This window comes from Veillonella sp. ACP1 (assembly GCF_000286635.1).
Lineage (GTDB): Bacteria > Bacillota > Negativicutes > Veillonellales > Veillonellaceae > Veillonella > Veillonella atypica.
Genome location: NZ_ALKL01000024.1, coordinates 165,089 through 182,870, shown reverse-complemented (window position 1 = coordinate 182,870; position 17,782 = coordinate 165,089). Strand labels below are relative to the sequence as shown.

At 40.1% G+C, this 17,782-nt stretch carries 16 protein-coding genes; 2 read left to right on the top strand and 14 right to left on the bottom strand.

What is annotated here, in order from left to right; genetic code table 11:
• The first annotated feature begins 4 nt into the window (after positions 1-4).
• Positions 5-778, top strand: a complete 774-nt coding sequence (locus tag HMPREF1151_RS08995) for a TIGR03943 family protein (RefSeq protein WP_009661763.1) — start codon at positions 5-7, stop codon at positions 776-778.
• 55 nt (positions 779-833) lie between these two features.
• Here HMPREF1151_RS08995 and HMPREF1151_RS08990 read toward each other — a convergent pair whose 3' ends face one another.
• Positions 834-1,391, bottom strand: coding sequence for a biotin transporter BioY (locus HMPREF1151_RS08990; protein WP_005375383.1), 558 nt, complete (start codon positions 1,389-1,391; stop codon positions 834-836).
• A gap of 317 nt (positions 1,392-1,708) precedes the next feature.
• Here HMPREF1151_RS08990 and HMPREF1151_RS08985 point away from each other — a divergent pair, with 317 nt between their 5' ends.
• A complete protein-coding gene (locus HMPREF1151_RS08985) occupies positions 1,709-2,302 on the top strand; it encodes a PepSY domain-containing protein (RefSeq protein WP_005375308.1) in 594 nt (197 codons plus the stop codon).
• Between the two features lie 359 nt (positions 2,303-2,661).
• On the opposite strand, the gene HMPREF1151_RS08980 is transcribed toward HMPREF1151_RS08985, so the two are convergent.
• The 13 genes from HMPREF1151_RS08980 to HMPREF1151_RS08920 all read right to left on the bottom strand — a co-directional run bounded on the left by HMPREF1151_RS08980 (position 2,662) and on the right by HMPREF1151_RS08920 (position 17,449).
• The gene (locus tag HMPREF1151_RS08980) at positions 2,662-3,933 is read right to left on the bottom strand and encodes an O-acetylhomoserine aminocarboxypropyltransferase/cysteine synthase family protein (RefSeq protein ID WP_009661723.1); all 1,272 of its coding nucleotides are present in this window, start codon (positions 3,931-3,933) and stop codon (positions 2,662-2,664) included.
• 555 nt (positions 3,934-4,488) lie between these two features.
• A complete protein-coding gene (gene metA, locus HMPREF1151_RS08975; protein ID WP_009661841.1) occupies positions 4,489-5,448 on the bottom strand; it encodes a homoserine O-succinyltransferase in 960 nt (319 codons plus the stop codon).
• Between the two features lie 11 nt (positions 5,449-5,459).
• Positions 5,460-6,644 carry a MalY/PatB family protein gene (locus tag HMPREF1151_RS08970; RefSeq protein WP_009661846.1) on the bottom strand — a complete coding sequence of 395 codons (1,185 nt, stop codon included), beginning with the start codon at positions 6,642-6,644 and terminating at the stop codon, positions 5,460-5,462.
• A 12-nt stretch (positions 6,645-6,656) separates the two neighbouring features.
• Positions 6,657-7,790, bottom strand: a complete 1,134-nt coding sequence (locus HMPREF1151_RS08965) for a PLP-dependent aspartate aminotransferase family protein (RefSeq protein WP_009661751.1) — start codon at positions 7,788-7,790, stop codon at positions 6,657-6,659.
• 319 nt (positions 7,791-8,109) lie between these two features.
• Positions 8,110-8,736: a DUF805 domain-containing protein gene (locus tag HMPREF1151_RS08960; RefSeq protein WP_009661703.1), complete on the bottom strand. Its 627-nt coding sequence runs from the start codon at positions 8,734-8,736 to the stop codon at positions 8,110-8,112.
• A 181-nt stretch (positions 8,737-8,917) separates the two neighbouring features.
• Positions 8,918-9,493 carry a DUF805 domain-containing protein gene (locus HMPREF1151_RS08955; protein ID WP_009661731.1) on the bottom strand — a complete coding sequence of 192 codons (576 nt, stop codon included), beginning with the start codon at positions 9,491-9,493 and terminating at the stop codon, positions 8,918-8,920.
• A gap of 9 nt (positions 9,494-9,502) precedes the next feature.
• Complete coding sequence (locus tag HMPREF1151_RS08950) at positions 9,503-10,486, bottom strand: DUF805 domain-containing protein (protein ID WP_009661816.1); 984 nt, start codon at positions 10,484-10,486, stop codon at positions 9,503-9,505.
• A gap of 36 nt (positions 10,487-10,522) precedes the next feature.
• Positions 10,523-11,314, bottom strand: coding sequence for a tryptophan synthase subunit alpha (gene trpA / locus HMPREF1151_RS08945; protein ID WP_009661854.1), 792 nt, complete (start codon positions 11,312-11,314; stop codon positions 10,523-10,525).
• Positions 11,307-12,500 carry a tryptophan synthase subunit beta gene (gene trpB / locus HMPREF1151_RS08940; RefSeq protein ID WP_009661830.1) on the bottom strand — a complete coding sequence of 398 codons (1,194 nt, stop codon included), beginning with the start codon at positions 12,498-12,500 and terminating at the stop codon, positions 11,307-11,309. Before trpB ends, trpA begins: the two co-directional genes overlap by 8 nt.
• A gap of 6 nt (positions 12,501-12,506) precedes the next feature.
• Positions 12,507-13,958, bottom strand: a complete 1,452-nt coding sequence (trpCF, locus tag HMPREF1151_RS08935) for a bifunctional indole-3-glycerol-phosphate synthase TrpC/phosphoribosylanthranilate isomerase TrpF (protein WP_009661742.1) — start codon at positions 13,956-13,958, stop codon at positions 12,507-12,509.
• A 3-nt stretch (positions 13,959-13,961) separates the two neighbouring features.
• Positions 13,962-14,972 (bottom strand): anthranilate phosphoribosyltransferase, encoded by a 1,011-nt coding sequence (trpD, locus tag HMPREF1151_RS08930; protein WP_009661852.1) that lies wholly within the window; start codon positions 14,970-14,972, stop codon positions 13,962-13,964.
• Between the two features lie 441 nt (positions 14,973-15,413).
• Positions 15,414-15,980 (bottom strand): aminodeoxychorismate/anthranilate synthase component II, encoded by a 567-nt coding sequence (locus HMPREF1151_RS08925; RefSeq protein ID WP_009661771.1) that lies wholly within the window; start codon positions 15,978-15,980, stop codon positions 15,414-15,416.
• On the bottom strand, positions 15,980-17,449 hold the full coding sequence (locus HMPREF1151_RS08920) for an anthranilate synthase component I (RefSeq protein WP_009661709.1): 1,470 nt from the start codon (positions 17,447-17,449) through the stop codon (positions 15,980-15,982). The genes HMPREF1151_RS08925 and HMPREF1151_RS08920 overlap by 1 nt, the downstream gene beginning before the upstream one ends.
• Positions 17,450-17,782 lie beyond the last annotated feature (333 nt).

Below are 17,782 nucleotides of genomic sequence, written 5' to 3'. Positions count from 1 at the left end.
GACTATGTTATCAGAACTACGAAACAAAGATATACTCAGTGTCATCAAGGGTCTGCTATATACGGCATTAGGTATTAGTTTTTTATATCTACTCATTACGGGCCAATATAAATTATATGTGGCTCCTCGATATGAATTATTTTTACTCTTAGCAGGTATAGCTCTGTTATTGGGAGGCATTGTTTCAATCCTTTGGTCCCCAAATAAACAATATAAACATAATTGGCGCTCTATTACACCAATCATAATTCCTCTTGTGTTATTTGTGGTTCCACCAATTTTATCGCCTAATTCTGTACAAGTAACTGGAAATACGGCCGCCACAGAAGATACTAATGATTTTAATTTTTCTCAAGACGATATTGGCGAAGTTATTACAATCAATAATGAGGCCAAAGATCCTGGCATTTCAAAATCTAAAAAGGAAATCGTATTAAACTCGGATAACTATTATCGCACCATCGTTGCACTTGGTTCTAAACCAGAGGAATATGTAGGGTACAAAATCTATATGACAGGTTATGTTAACCGAGAAGACAATACATTAAAATCCAATGAGTTTACACTTTCACGTATGGCCATGGCTTGCTGTATTGCAGACGTAGCCCCTATTGGTCTAACAATGCATAAGAATGATGGAGATTCTTATAGCAATAAACAATGGGTAACCATAGAAGGCACTGTATCAACACGAGACTTTCACGGGCGCAAGCAACCATACATAGAAATCAACAAAACAAAAGATGCACAAGAAATTTTAGGATATGTATATCCATAACATAGTAAAAGGGCTACCACAAATGTGATAGCCCTCTATTACTATTTTGTATATATTATCGCAAATGGCCTATAATACGTTTCCCCATCACAGCAGCTACAGCACATAAAAATACGTCAGGCCCAACAGGAATCAAGAAACAAGACCAGATAACAGCCCACCAACCAATAGGTGTCCCTAAATATACATTCATTATCATATATAAATAGATCATGCCAAAACCATATACAATGAGCAGATTAATTATGGCACCAATGAGTAAGGTCTTAACAGAATGTGTTGGTGAAAGCTCACTGAAGCGCCCCACCACATAGGCGCCAACCATAAATCCAATTAAATAGCCGAATGTAGGTTGCAATACATAGCCTGGCCCGCCGCCAGATGTAAACACAGGTACACCGATAAGTCCCAATATAATATAGATCCCTACACTAATGGCACCGAGGCGGCTGCCTAATATAATACCAGCCAGTGTAGTAAATAAAATCTGCAGTGTAAATGGACAGTTTGGAAGTGGCACACGAATAAATGCACCTGCTGTAATTAATGTTACAAATAAGGCTGTCATTGTCAACTCTCTTGTGCTGAGACGTCGATTGGAAATGGAACTCATGGTATACCTCCATTAATAGAATAAAAGAAACCTATCTAAACAAACTACATATCTATTCAAGGTTATTAAACCATTCCATTTTATTTATGTCAACCATATATACTTATATTAAGTTTACATTATGCAAAATATACAAATAAAAAAAAGGATATACATAATGTATGTCGAATATATTATGTATATACCTAAAAATAAGTATATAGTTTTAGTTTTCATTTTATATTCATTTTGTGATATTAAATTATGTATAAGTAGATTGAGTAAAATCTACTTGCACAATTGCTTTTAAGCAAAATCCTTTTATGGAGGTAATTAACATGAAAAAAGTAAATAATTTGTCTAAAGTATTATGTGCTCTTGGCGTAAGTACTGTATTGATTGCAGGCGTAGCATCTGCAGCTCCTACTTACCCAGCTCCTAGTTCCTGGAATGGTGTTGGTAGCGTAGCATCTCCAATGCAAAGTAGCGAAATCGACTACGTAGGCGCTGTTACTACATTACATCGCTACTATCCAGATGCAATGGTAACTTCTATCTCCTATGATGCAAAACATCATCCAACTTACGAAGTAGAAGCATATACTAAGACACAAAAAGTGGAAATGAAAATCGATGAAGCAACAGGTCAAGTTGTTTCCAATCAAGCAAAATCCATTAGTGCATGGAACAAATTAAAGAAATCTCACAGCTTTAATCCACAAAACTCCATCACACCAGAATCTGCTGAAACAAGAGCTATCGAACGCGTAGGCAGCGATTTCCAAACAATGGAATGGGAATTGGAAATGGACGGCAACAAACTTGTCTACAAACTAGACATGACTAACGGCGGCGACAAAAAAGCAGACGTTAAGATCGATGCTATTTCCGGTAAAGTTCTCAGTGCTAAAGTAAAAACTACTAAATACTAAGCATAATCCATATATTATATAGACATACCTAACCACTATATAATATATCTCTCCAATTTCTTAACACACTCAAAAACTAAACACTCATAAAAACTATACACACATAAAACAAACCCTTTTAAACACACATATACACATATTAACAGCCCTTGAATCGTTGAATTCAAGGGCTGTTTCTTATATAAAATTTATACATCAACAACACGTTTTGTCCTATCCCCTTCAACAATGGAATGCAAAACAAAAAGGCTGTACCAAATTATGTCACGACATCTTGGTACAGCCTCTTATTACAAGGTTTTCTTTTTATGTTCTATAGGTTTTTGGAGTTATGCTTTAAGGAGTTGAGAAGTTAAGGATTAAGCTTTATCCAATGCTTGGGAAAGATCATCGATAATGTCATCAATGTTTTCAAGACCAACAGATAGGCGAATCATATCTGGTGTAACACCAGCAGATTTTTGTTGTTCTTCATTAAGTTGTGCATGTGTTGTAGATGCAGGGTGAATAACAAGAGATTTAGCATCAGCTACATTAGCAAGGTTGGAGAAGATTTGCAATGCATCAACCAATTTAATGCCTGCTTCTTTGCCGCCTTTTACACCGAATGTAAATACGGCACCTACCCCATTAGGGAAGTATTTGTCAGCTAATGGTTTGTATTTGCTATCTGCAAGTTCTGGATAGTTAACCCAAGCAACTTTAGGATGTTTGCTCAAGAAATCCACTACTTTACGAGTATTTTCTACGTGACGTTCTACGCGCAAGGACAATGTTTCAATACCTTGCAAGATTTGCCAAGATGCTAGAGGCGTAATGCATGCACCTGTATCACGAAGCAATTGAGCACGGATTTTTACGGTGAAAGGAATTGGTAAATCGCCGTATACTAAACCATTGTAATGTTCGTCACCTTCAACGAAACTAGGGTATTTGCCAGATGCTTTATAGTCGAATTTACCGGACTCTACAACTACACCAGCCAATGTTGTACCATGACCACCAAGATATTTAGTAGCAGAGTGAACTACTACGTCAGCACCATGTTCTAATGGGCGGAACAAGTATGGAGATGCAAATGTATTATCTACGATTAAGATAATATTATGTTTATGTGCAATATCAGCTACTGCTTGAACATCGATAAGATTAATACCTGGGTTACCGATAGTTTCGATATATACAGCTTTAGTATTATCATCAATAGCTGCTTCAAACTCTTCCAAATTGTCAGGATTAACAAATTTAGTTTCGATACCAAAACGAGGCAATGTAGCAGTGAACAAGTTATATGTACCACCATACAATGTAGATGCAGCAACGATATTATCACCTGCGCTCGCTACATTCAAAATGGAGTATGTAATCGCTGCAGAACCAGATGCTACAGCAATACCACCAGCACCACCTTCAAGTTGAGCTACACGAGCATCTAATACATCAGTAGTAGGATTGCCAAGGCGAGAATAAATGCCACCAGGATTAGTCAAGGCAAAACGGCCAGCTGCTTCCTCTGCATCTTTAAATACGAAAGATGTTGTTTGGTAAATAGGTACTGCACGAGAACCTGTTGGATCCACCGTATGACCTGCATGTAATTGTAATGTTTCAAATTTATATTGTTTGCTCATTAAATTCAACTCCCATTCATCTAAAGGAATAAACTTCATTTCTTATGCCTATTATATTACTATGTATTAAAAAATATGTCTACCACTTTTTATAATACATTCTCCATAACTATAAGCTATGGCAAAAATTTTGGTGCATCTTTCGCAACCAAATCAATTTCCAATGGCTCCACCGGCCGGGTCTGACTCCGGCCTACGGCCTTCGCAGGGCCAAAGTCGTCCTTGGAAACCGATTTGGTTTTCTTCATATATAACATATTTAAAGGGCGCCAAAATTTTGGCGCCCTTTAAATATAATATGGATATAAAGTACCTCGGGGACATCAAAACGACTTCAAGCTCTACTTAAATTTTGGCGCATCTTAAAACAAATGGATATAAAAAGAACCGAATGCGTTCCCAAAGGCGACTTTGGCTTCCCAAAATTTGGGTGCCTCCAACTTAAAGTACGAGATGAGAAGAACCTACCAGTTCTCAAAACGACTTCGGGCTCCGCTTTAGCGCAGTAGCGTGTCGGCTTTGAGAACTGGTAGGTTCTGACAACATACTCTGTATTTAAATATAAGCACCAAAATTTTTATCTCGTTCAAACTTCATCTTCTGAATTTGTTCAATAATATATGGTGTTTCTTGATATACGTAATAGTTCAACCAATTCGTAAATAGCAATGTACTTACAGAACGCCATCTTACGATTGGTTTTTGCTTTGGATCATCATCTGGGAAATAGTTTTCTGGCACCGCAATGTCTTCACCTTTAGCAAGGTCTCGTACATATTCACGATTGAGTGTATCCCAATCGTACTCAGAGTGACCAAAAACAAAGATATGTTTATTATCCAAACTACGTACGATAGCAGCCCCAGTTGGTTCAGAACCAGCTAACAATTCTAATTCCCTATGTGCTTTAATTTGCTCTAATGAAACTGTTGTATGGCGGGAGTGCGGCATCCAGAACTTTTCATCAAATCCTCGCAAGAGAACTGGTTGATCGTTGTAGATATCATGCTCATAAACGCCGAACAATTTAGTATCCATAATTTGTTTATTGATACCGAAATGATGGTACAAACCAGCTTGTGCGCCCCAACAAATATAGAACGTGGAGTATACGTGTTCTTCACTCCAATTCATAATTTCTACGAGCTCATCCCAGTAATCTACTTCTTCAAAAGGCATTAGCTCTACAGGAGCACCAGTAATAATCAAGCCATCAAAAAACTCGTCTTTAACTTCGTCAAAGGTACGATAAAAGGTATCTAAATATTCTTCATCTACATTCTTAGATTTTCGAGATGCTGTATGCAATAAAGTTAGGTTTACTTGCAATGGGCTATTACTAAGAGCGCGGAGGATTTGTGTTTCTGTAACCTCTTTTGTAGGCATCAAATTGACAAGTAAAATTTGGAGCGGCCGAATTTGTTGTGTTTCCGCTCGTTCTGTATCCATTACAAAGATATTCTCTTGTGCTAACTTTGTTATAGCCGGTAAATTCTTAATAACTTTAATGGGCATCGTGAAACCTCCTAAAACCCTTTAGCAATATAAGCGCGACGCAATGCCTCTAAACCTTCTGTCAATGTTGCACGAGGACAGGCAACATTAATGCGTTCAAACTTTTCACCATCTTTACCAAACATGGAGCCACTATCTAGCCATAGCTTTGCATCATTAAGTAGCCATTGTTCACGTTCTTCCGGTGTCAATGGCAACTGGGAGCAATCAAACCACATGAGATACGTACCTTCAGGTCGATACATGTGCAACTTTGGTAAATGTTCTTTAAAATAATCAAGGGTATATTGAATATTACCTTGAATATATTCCTTTAATTCATCAAGCCATGGTCCACCGACTTCATAAGCGCCTTGGCAACCTACGAGTCCCATCGTATTCAATTGGCTATATCCTGCACGGTCAATTTCTTTGATAAATCGATGACGCAAGGAATCATTAGGAATGAAAATGTTAGACACTTGTAAGCCTGCAATATTAAAGGACTTACTAGGTGCTGTACAAACGATGCAATGCTCAGCATAGCTTTCACCAAGATTAGCAAAAACAGTATGCTTGTGACCATCCCATACAAAATCCGCGTGAATTTCATCGCTAATAATAATAACATTATGTTTAATACAAATATCACCAAGACGTTTTAACTCATCTTCGGTCCACACGCGGCCCACAGGGTTATGCGGATTACAAAGCAAGAATAATGTTACATTATGCTCAACAATAGCGCGTTCTACGCCTTCAAAATCGATTGTATATGTATCTGCCCCTTGAATTAAAGGAACGTTAATCAAATTACGATCGTTATCATCGATGACCATGCTGAATGGATAATATACAGGTTGATTAATGAGTACGCCTTCCCCTTCCTTTGTGAAAGAACGTACTGCCATAGCAAGAGCAAATACAACGCCCGGAGTTTTTACGAGCCATTTTTTATCTATATTCCAATTAAAACGGCTAGCAAACCATTCTTTTAGTACATTGAAATATGCATCATCAGATTCCGTATATCCGAAAATACCATGATTAACGCGATCTAACAAGACTTGCTTTAATTCACTAGGAATTTCAAAGTCCATATCCGCTACCCAAAATGGTAATACATCAGCAGGTTTACCACGTTGTGCAGCAAAATCATATTTTAGAGACTTTGTATGTTTGCGATCTACGATTTTGTCAAAATTATATCGGCCCATAATAGCCTCCTTTTATTTATTGAAAGCTTGTGCTAAATCAGCAATCAAATCATCTGTATCTTCAATGCCAACGGACAAGCGCAACAATCGACGTGTAATCCCTTTGCGTTCCGCATCTTCAGGTTTTAAATCTGGATGTGTTTGTGTAACAGGATATGTCAACAAGGATTCGGTGCCGCCTAAACTTTCAGCAAATTGAATCAATTGAATACCTTCTAACACTTGTTTAGCGGTCTCTTCACTATCTACTTCAAAGGACAACATACCACCAAAGCCAGTAGTTTGAGATTTGTTCACTTCATAGCCTGGATGGTCCGGAAGTCCAGGGAATAATACCTTTGTTACCTTCGGTTCTTGTTTCAACCATTCTGCGAGAGCAATGGCATTCTTTTGATGCTGTTCCATACGGAGCGCCAAAGTTTTAATGCCACGAATGACAAGCCAGCTATCAAAGGCAGATAAACACGCGCCTACTGTCTTATAAATAAGACGCAACTGAGCTGCCAAATCATCATCTTTCACAATAGTAAAACCAGAAATCACATCATGATGACCACCGATAAATTTAGTCCCACTATGAACAACAATATCTGCACCAAGATGTAATGGTTTTTGGAAATAAGGGCTTAAAAATGTATTATCTACGATAACAAGTGCATTACGGTCATGTGCCATTTTACTCAACGCACGTACATCAGTAATTTCCATCATCGGATTTGTAGGTGTTTCAATATAAACAGCTTTAGTATTAGGTTTAAATGCTGCTTGTACAGCATCAAGGTCAGATGTGCCTACATAAGTAAATTCAACACCATTCTTTTCGTAGATATTAGTAAATAGTCGAATGGATCCACCATACAAATCATCCCCTAAAATAACATGGTCTCCAGGGGAAAACAAATGGAATACTGCATCAACAGCAGCCATGCCAGAAGAAAAGGCGATAGCATCAGTACCTTCTTCAAGACCTGCAATTAAAGTTTCAAGGCGATCACGAGTTGGGTTAGATTCACGTGTATATTGAAATCCTGTGGTTTCACCTAAACCAGGATGTGTAAATGTACTGGACATATAAATGGCTGGAGAGATGGCCCCTGTACTATCTGGTTTACCACTACCGTGGACGCATTTTGTATTAAACTTCATCGTATTGTCTCCTTATATATCTGATAAGATATGTTTCTATCTGCAAACTACAACCGTAGATAATATAATTCCTGTATTTAACTAGGAAATAATAATCCCACTTCGAAACTATAGTATTATAATATATCTATTATAAAAAGTACGCTGTGCTTAGTCAATTAAAAAGGCTTGTCATATAGCTGAATACGTCTATTGAGTCATATGTATTTTGAATGACTTGTCATAACTTTTAGTTTACATACAATAAAGGTCTGTGAAAATGCAATTTTGCTCATTTTCACAGACCTTCTATTTTAATCCTGATGCTCTATACATATATTCAATTTGCTAACATCCAATCCACTAGTAACCATAATACAACTAACACCACTATAAGTACTATAGTCAATGGTGTAGATGGGGTCGCATCAATAAATCCATATTTATGTGCCATTTGCTTTGTAATGACTTCTACCCCTGTTGGATTTCCAAACCGGTTAGCCGCGGTCTTTCCAGGCAAGGCCATTAATATTAATACTGCCGGAATCCCGACAAAAGGTATGAGTCCCAATAGAACAGGCCACCCAGACCAACCAAGATCATGTAAACGTCGAACAGCAACGGCTACACCTGGTATGATAAATCCAATGGACAAAATAAAAAGGACTACCAAACCTAGTCCAACGCCCGTTGTCCCCGATACAGGTGTTACACAACTAATAGCAGCACATATAAACAATATAATGGCTATAATTAATTGGTACACAAGCATAAAATGCCAGTATTCACTGCGACTAGCACGTCCCTCAAAATCCGCATATTTATGAACCACACAGTGTTTAAAATTTTCTATAAAACCCAATTCATAGGCATCAAGTGGTAATGGAATATTTTTCATATGCCCACAATAAGGACAATAACGCTCTGAACTAGGTATTCTTTGTCCACACTTTGGACAAGCACGCATGCCGAACCTCTTTCTACAATATGATTTACATAATACTTAGTATCTAATTCGAATTATTTAGTTTCATCTATTATTCATTTTACAATATTTTTCAATATAGTCAATAAATCCATATTTAAACTTTCATAAAATTTTCATATAAAAAGAACCTCGTCTTACCAAATGGTAAAACGAGGTTTGACTAGAACATGCCTCTAGCATTAAAGGATACCCATGCACTTTCAACAAACTGCTGGGTAAAAATCCAAACGTATAAAATAATAGCCACCGCACCCATCAAAATATCTTCTCTTACAGTAGGCGTATGCTCTAGGCCTAACTGTTGCTCCATAACAGGTGTAACACAGGTATACCCTGTTTTTCCCCCATACACATTCATGGATACGTCACCTTTTTTCACAAGATTAGATAAGAGCACAAAGATACCAACAATAGGAATAAATACTAAAAGAAATGTTAATCCGCTCTTTCCAACATCATGCAATCGACGACAGGTAATAGCAAGACTAGGTAGAAAAAATACGAGCTGTAATATGACGAGCAGCACCATTGCATAATCACTAGCAGCCGATGTATTGCCGAGCACCATATCTACGATAAGACCGAAACAAGCTAGCCCGTCTAAAATAATTTCTCGGCACACCATAAAACGCCAAAACTCACTGCGGCTAGCACGACCAGAAAAGGTAACATATTGCTTGAATCCACGTTTAAGGGCATCCATATAACTTACATCATATATCATATTCTGATTCATAGGCCCTCCTTATCGCTCTTCATATTTTTGATCGTACGGCACAATCGACTCAATACGCCACGTATCATGCTCATATATCATCTTGACGAACATTTGATTAGGATAGGCTTTATCTGTGAAAGTCAGCTCAAAGGAAATATGATCTACATCGTCATCATCTCGCAACACAGCTTGTAAACGGAGCGAAGACATTTGACGATTATGAGTAGCTTTAACAGATTTAACCCATTGATCATAGGTGCCATATTTTTCACGTTCTCGATGAGCCAATAAACGATATGCCTCTTGATATTGTTCCTTATTAAGATATGTATAATAATTTATTACAACCTGTTTAGCAGATTCAACAGCTGTACTACTACCTAAAGTCTTTTGTGCCATAATCATAAACGCACCAGGTTGCATCTGTAAATACGCATCGATTTCCTTATCTGCAGCAGAGGAAAAACTATAGATGCCAATTCCCCAACTAACAATAGTAAGAAAAATAGCAGCAATAATACTTATTTTCCCATATGATGTATGAGATGCATTGCTTGATGTATCTAGGTTTTGCAAATTATCCACCGCGTTATCGCTAAATAAATCTATTTCTTCAAAGGATTCAACTGAGCTTTCAATAATAGGATGTTTCTTTGTACCTCGCAGCAATAATACGATAACGATTAGAATGCCTATATAGGGAATAAAGCCTAACAGCAAAAGCCATTCGCTATTATTTGTATCATGTAAGCGACGTACCATAGCACCCAAATTAGGCAATGTAAGGGCCATAATCGAAATAAACCACAGCGCAAAAACTATGCCTATTGTATATATAAATAGGGCACTATACAGGGACAGTAAACCTAGCACGGCAAAGCAAATACCAACAATCAAATGTTCAACGAGCATAAATCGCCAAAATGCGCCCCGAGAAATGGTGCCAGAAAAATCACAATACCGATCTATAATATTATCTTTTATTGTATCAATTACTAATTGTCGTATCATTAAACATCCTTTTTCTCAAACGACAGGGCAACTATATTATGCACCAGCCTTTGAAACGGCTTGTTTCATAGATTGTACATAGTCAAATAGTGCTTGGTCTGCATGTTCGCCATGTTCTGCCACGATTTTTACAATAGCAGACCCTACGATAGCACCATCAGATACGCGAGCCATAGCCTCCGCTTGTTCTGGCTTGGAAATACCGAAGCCAACGGCCACAGGAATATCTGTGTATTTACGAATGGTTTCAACGATGGATTTAATATCCGTCTTGATTTCGCTACGCATACCGGTAACCCCCAAGGACGATACACAATACACGAAACCTTCTGCTTCTTTTGCGATCATTTCGATGCGATTTTCAGATGTTGGGGCAATCAAGGATACTACTTCAACACTATGCTTATGAGCAATTGTTCCAAGTTCACCTTTTTCTTCAAACGGCATATCCGGCACAATAACACCAGAAATGCCAACCTCTTCACAGAGGGTAAAGAATTTTTCACGACCGAATACATAGATAGGATTTAAATAGGTCATGAATACGAGTGGCACTGTCACCGCATCATCACCACTGCGCAAACGGCGTACCATATCGAAGATATCGTGAATTTTTACACCTGTAGACAATGCACGCGTGCTTGCCTCTTGGATAACTGGGCCTTCCGCTGTCGGGTCCGAGAACGGAATACCAATTTCCACCATATCAGCGCCAGCTTTCACCATGATGCGAATATACCGTTCCGTATTCTCAATACCATGGTCACCAGCACTAATAAATGGGATGAATGCCTTGCCCTTTGTGAAAGCGTCTTTAATTTTACTCATGAAGATCCACCCCTCTGTATTTCGCCATAGCCGCAACGTCCTTATCGCCACGACCAGATAAACAAATAATAATAATATCGTCCTTACTCATGGTAGGAGCAATTTTACGTGCATGTGCCACCGCATGAGCACTTTCAATAGCAGGAATAATTCCTTCTAAGCGGGATAGATATTCAAACGCATCTACTGCTTCATCATCTGTAACAGGTACGTATTCAGCACGGCCACTGTCGCGCAAGTACGCATGTTCAGGTCCGATGCCAGGATAATCAAGGCCTGCAGAAATGGAATATACCGGTGCGATTTGACCATCTTCATCTTGGCAGAAGTAGGATTTCATGCCATGGAAGATACCTACTGTACCATTTGCCATCGTAGCAGCATTCATATCTGTATCTACGCCGTGACCAGCTGCTTCACAACCAATGAGGCGTACACCTTCATCAGGAATGAAGTTATAGAACATCCCCATCGCATTGGAGCCGCCACCAACACAGGCCATAACAGCTGTTGGCAACTTACCTTCCGCTTCGAGAATTTGTTCACGCGCTTCACGGCTGATGATAGATTGGAAATCGCGAACGATCATAGGGAATGGATGCGCGCCCATAACGGAGCCCAACACATAGTGTGTATCGGACATACGGTTTGTCCATTCGCGCATCGCTTCGGATACAGCATCTTTCAATGTGCTAGTACCTGTTGTTACAGGATGTACCTTTGCGCCCAACAATTCCATGCGATATACGTTGAGCGCTTGGCGTTCACAGTCCTCAGCACCCATGAATACTTCACATTCCATGCCCATCAATGCGGCTACCGTAGCTGTTGCTACACCGTGTTGACCAGCCCCAGTTTCAGCGATTACGCGTGTTTTACCCATTCGTTTTGCCAACAACATTTGGCCAATTACGTTATTCAATTTGTGAGAACCAGTATGGTTTAAATCTTCACGTTTCAGATAAATTTTAGCACCGCCTAGGTCTTTTGTCATGCGGTCTGCATAATACAAAAGGGATGGACGACCTGTATATTTTTTATGTAAATCCTCAAGTTCGCGCACGAACTCTGGATCATCTTTGTACTTATTGTACGCTTCTTCCAATTCGATGACTGCATTCATCAATGTTTCTGGCATAAATTGACCACCGAAGGCGCCAAAATAGCCATGTCTTTCTTCACTCATATAACTTTACCTTCCTATACTCTTCACAATCTTGGTGAAAGCTGTAATCTTCTCATCGTCCTTCACTCCATTTGTTTCAATACCACTGCTAATATCAATACCATATGGGCGAACGGTGCGAATCGCACGCGCCACATTTGTACTGTCGATACCTCCAGCCAACATGAATGGACGTTCAAAGGCATCTAAAGAGGACCAGTCGAATACTTCTCCTGTACCGCCCCTCTCATCTTTATGATATGCATCAAAGAGAAGCATATCTACACTGCTATCAATCCATTTTTCTGTATCTGCAGCAGTGCGGATTTGAATCGCTTTCCAAACCTCTACATTAGTACGTTCTTTTAAGGATTGGATGAAAGTCTCATCTTCATCGCCATGCAATTGCACAGCATCTAGATTGGCTTCATTAGCAATGGTAACGAGATTGTCTACTGTTTCATTTACAAAAACACCGACAGTTTTTATTGTATCATTCTTATCATGTTCTGTATCTGAGCCATATTTTTTGGCATATCCTCTGTGTAGTTCTTCAATCAATATTTTAGCTTGCTCCACTGTGACTTGTCGTTTGCTCGGTGCAAATACAAGGCCCATATAGTCCGGCTTTGCCTCTACTACTGCAGGGATTGTTTCTACTTTAGAGATGCCACACATCTTAACCTTTGGTGTGTAATAGGTTGGGCCATAGAGATAGGCTAACTTTTCAACCTTATTGGGGGAACGCATGAAAGTTTCACCCATCAAGGCGACACCGATATTGTTATCCCGCAATACTTGGATATCCTCTGGCGTTTCTAGACCGCTTTCAGATACAAAGATCACATCGTCTTGAACGAGATTACGCAAGCGCACACTGTTTTGTACATCTACGGTGAAGTCTTTCAAATTGCGGTTATTAACGCCAATAATACGGGCACCGCAATCGATAGCCATTTGTACTTCGTTTTCGTCATGAGCCTCTACCAAAGAGGATAAGCCAAGAGAGTCCGCTAACTCACGGAACTTGGTCAACGTAGGCACATCTAAACATGCACAGATTAGGAGAATCGCACTAGCGCCCCATACCTTTGCTTGGTAGATTTGGTACTCATCGATGATGAAGTCCTTACGAAGTACAGGGATTTTGACAGTGCTTGCAATTTCTTGCAAATATTTTTTATCACCTTTAAAGAAGTCTGGCTCCGTCAAAACAGAGATAGCCGCAGCACCAGCCACTTCATATTCTTTGGCGATGTCTAAATAGGGAAAGTGCTCAGCAATAATTCCCTTAGACGGAGATGCCTTCTTTACTTCGCAAATGAAGTTAAAGTCTTGTTGACGAAGGGCTGCTTCAAAAGGAAATCCTGTATCAGATGGTAACGCCAACGCCGCGGCTTTTACAGCCTCAGGTGATTCCACCTGTTTTTCTTGGGCTACCCGAATTTTGGTAGCCTCTACAATTGTATCTAAAATCAATGGTTATACCTCTTGTGTTGCTTTCACAAATTGTTCCATTGTAGCAAGAGCCTTGCCAGAATCGATCATATATTTTGCCTCTTCAATACCCTCTGCTAAAGTAATGCCATCTTTTGCAAGGTAAATCGCCATACCAGCGTTGAGAAGAACTGCCGTGCGTTTGCCGCCTTGCTCACCACCGAGAACGCGGCGAGTAATCTCAGCATTTACTGTTGCATCGCCACCTTCGAGCTCAGTTTTATCAGCATATTCGAAACCATAGTCCTTAGGATCGAATTCGTAGCTTGTGAAAGTACCATTATTAATTTCGCATACGTACGTTTTGTTGGTAGCCGTAATTTCATCAAGGCCATCGAAGCCGTGTACCACAGCACCGCGTTTCACACCGAGGTTAGCCAATACGCGAGCCAATGGTTCTACCAAGGATTTATCGTAAACGCCCATCAACTCAACCGTAGCGCCTGCTGGGTTCGCCAACGGTCCAAGGATGTTGAATACCGTACGAACGCCTAACGCTTTACGTACAGGGCCTGCATATTTCATAGCTTGGTGATATACAGGAGCAAACATGAAGCACATATTGGCTTTATTGAGAACTGCCTCGTTTTGTTCACCATTAAGCTCTAATTTAGCGCCTAATGCTTCGATCAAATCAGCAGCACCACATTTACTAGATACACTGCGGTTACCATGTTTCGCTACAGGAATACCTGCTGCAGAAATGATAAAGCCAGATGTAGTAGAAATGTTGAATGTATTCGCTTCATCGCCACCAGTACCTACAATTTCAACTACTGTTTGCTCGTGCGGAACAGAACCAGCCTTTTCACGCATAACATCAGCAAAAGCTGTAACCTCATCTACAGTAGGGCCTTTCGCTGCTAGAGCACATAAGAAACCAGCCATAGGGACTTCGGCTACATCTCCGCTCATAATCTTGTTCATTGTATCCTTTGCAAGGTCATAAGATAAATCTTGACCATGGGTTACTTTATATAATGCTTCTTGGATCATTTATAACTCCTTACTTGTTGTTCATTTTGCTTCTGTTCAACGGTAATAGGGCATAGACTCTCATTCATATCGCTTGTGGATTCACAGGGACCTATTCCCTCCACCGGCCGGGTCTGACTTCGGCCTGCGGCCTTCGCAGGGCCAAAGTCGGGACTAGAACCCTGTGAATCCACAATAACACTACGACATTTAGTCCTCTATATGCCCTACTACCTGCTTACACGGCCATCAAAATGAACAACAATTAAATATTTAAAATTGTTTCTGCGGCGCTGGGAAGGAAAACGGCGATGCCGTTTTCTTCCTTTTACGTTTAGGGAAACAAATGATTCGTATATTTCTAAAGTCCTACGATGATAGGACGATAGGGGTGCCCAAACGACTTCAGGCTCCGCGAAGCGCAGTAGCGTGTCGGCTTGGGTGCCCCTATCGTCCGCTATATCAGCGACTTAAGAAATTGCGAATCATTTGTTCCCCATTTGGTGTCATGATGGATTCCGGATGGAATTGCACACCGTAGATTGGGTAGTCTTTGTGTTCTACGCTCATTACTTCACCGTCGTCTGTAATGGATGTAACGATGAGTTCGCTTGGCATGGTTTCGTCAATGATTGCCAAGGAGTGGTAGCGTGCTACTTCAAATTGTTCAGGTATGCCTTTAAGGATTTTGGATGGGTGTACTTGTTTGGCTACGCTTTGTTTGCCGTGCATAACTTGTTTTGCATAGGAAACGGTGCCGCCGAATACTTCGCCGATGGCTTGGTGACCAAGGCATACGCCGAGGATTGGGAATTCGCCTTTGCATTCACGCAATAGGTCTTCGTATACACCTGCATCAGCTGGTCTGCCAGGTCCTGGTGAAAGTATCACGTAATCTGGTTTCAACGCACGAATTTCTTCAACTGTTAATTCATCGCTACGGATGACTTTAATATCTGGATCGATAGAACCTACTAATTGGTATAAATTGAAGGAGAAGCTATCGTAATTATCTATAAGGAGTACCATTATTCTACCTCCTGTGCATCTGTAATTGCGGAAATCATGGATTGGCCTTTGATCAATGTTTCATTGTATTCACTAGCAGGTATGCTATCGCGAACGATACCAGCACCAGCGCGAACATAAACCTTACCGCCTTTATTCATAGCCATGCGAATACCGATACATACGTCCATGTTACCGGAGAAATCGATGTAGCCTACAGCACCGCCGTATACGCCGCGTGGACTTTTTTCAAGTTCGTGTAAAATCTCGATAGCACGAATTTTAGGAGCTCCGGACAAAGTACCTGCTGGCAATGTAGCACCGATGGCATCGAGAGCATCTTTACCGTCTTGAATATCACCGCTTACAGTAGATGTAATGTGAATTACGTGGGAGAAACGTTGCAACATGTGTAACGCCTCTACTTGTACGGAACCGAATTTAGCAATTTTACCTAAGTCGTTACGGCCAAGGTCAACGAGCATGTTATGTTCAGCCAACTCTTTTTCGTCATTAATGAGTTTTTCCTCAATAGCGAAGTCCTCTGCTTCGGTTTTACCGCGGCGCATAGTACCTGCAATTGGGAAGGTGTACATTTTACCATCCGTCAATTTTACCAATGTTTCTGGAGAAGCACCTGTAAGCTCTACATCGCCACCAGATAGGTAGAACATATATGGAGATGGGTTCAACGTACGCAATACGCGGTACGCATTTAACAAGCTGCCATCGAACTCAGCTTCACGGCGATTAGATACAACACATTGGAAGATATCCCCTTCTTTGATGTAATGCTGTGTCTTTTTAACAACTGCTTCAAACTCATCCTTTGTAAATTCAGAGGTAAACTCTGTTTTAAGAATACCTTTTGGAACATCTGCCTCTTTCCCGTTTACTACGAGATCAGCTAATGCTTTAAGTTCAAGCTCAGCCTTATTGTAGTTACGTTCTAAATCATTTGTGCTGATGTTAGCAATTAAGTAGATTTTATTTTTATAATGGTCAAAGGCGATTACCTTATCAAAGAGCATAAGGTCTACATCGTTTACCATGGCGGAGTCATCGTCTGGTGTTGGGAAATCCAATGTTGACTCGATGTAGCGAATGTATTCGCAAGCAAAGTACCCTACAAAGCCGCCTGTAAAGGTTGGTAGCTCTTCTAAGCGAGGGCTTTTATATTGGCTCAAAATATTGCGAATCTCTGCAGCTGGGTCAGAGCATTCAAAAGTACGCGTTGTACCGTCTTTGATAGTCATTTTATGGTTTTTGCAAAAGAGCTCAATCTTAGGATCGTAGCCTAAGAAGGAGTAACGGCCCCAATGATTACTATTATCCGCACTTTCAAGCAAGTACGTATGACTACTCACTTGTTTTAACGCTTTCAACACACTAATCGGTGTGCGTACGTCGGATAAAATTTCCATATATACAGGCACGATATCGTAGCCCGGTGCGATAGCTTTCACACGGTCAAGACTAGGAAAAATCATGAGAACCTCCATCTGGCATTTGCCAATAAAAAAACTCGCCCATGACAATGTAACGTCAAGGACGAGTCTATAGTTCTATTATTACAATATGATTGTATGTGCTATAAATCGCGGTACCACCTTGTTTGAATGCAGCGCATTCCCCTTTCGCAGGATACTAACATATCCCTCACGACTAACGCTCGTGTGACGTCGCACCATACTAGGAATGAAAATTCATTCTGTTCCATGCGCCCTCGGTGGTCCATTTAATAAGCTGCGTACTACGGGTTCTCAGCTAATCCCGCTCTCTGTGAGTGCATTTCCTATTTTTATCTCCACCTCATCGGTTTC